This window comes from Hyphobacterium sp. SN044, assembly GCF_021864465.1.
Lineage (GTDB): Bacteria > Pseudomonadota > Alphaproteobacteria > Caulobacterales > Maricaulaceae > Hyphobacterium.
Genome location: NZ_JAKKUV010000043.1, coordinates 1 through 309, shown reverse-complemented (window position 1 = coordinate 309; position 309 = coordinate 1). Strand labels below are relative to the sequence as shown.

Here is a 309-nt window from a genome sequence, read left to right as displayed (position 1 = left end):
CTTGAATCTTGGCTTTCACGTTCTCGATGGTATCGCTGGGCTCCACTTCAAGGGTGATGGTTTTTCCAGTCAAGGTCTTCACAAAGATCTGCATACCACCTCTCAGCCTCAGAACCAAGTGAAGGGTGGATTCTTTCTGGATGTTGTAGTCGGTCACTCAAGGTGCGGCCATCTTCCAGCTGTTTGCCAGCAAAGATCAGACGCTGCTGGTCTGGAGGAATTCCTTCCTTGTCTTGAATCTTGGCTTTCACGTTCTCGATGGTATCGCTGGGCTCCACTTCAAGGGTGATGGTTTTTCCAGTCAAGGTC

The 309-nt window shown here is 49.8% G+C and carries 2 protein-coding genes; both read right to left on the bottom strand.

Features of this window, described 5'->3' with window-relative positions:
- Positions 1 to 82: ubiquitin-like protein (locus L5876_RS14910; RefSeq protein ID WP_369281048.1), on the bottom strand; the 82-nt coding region annotated here is incomplete at its 3' end.
- The coding region (locus L5876_RS14585; protein ID WP_236957089.1) for a ubiquitin-like protein at positions 48 to 309 on the bottom strand (262 nt) is incomplete at its 5' end. The genes L5876_RS14910 and L5876_RS14585, both read right to left, overlap by 35 nt.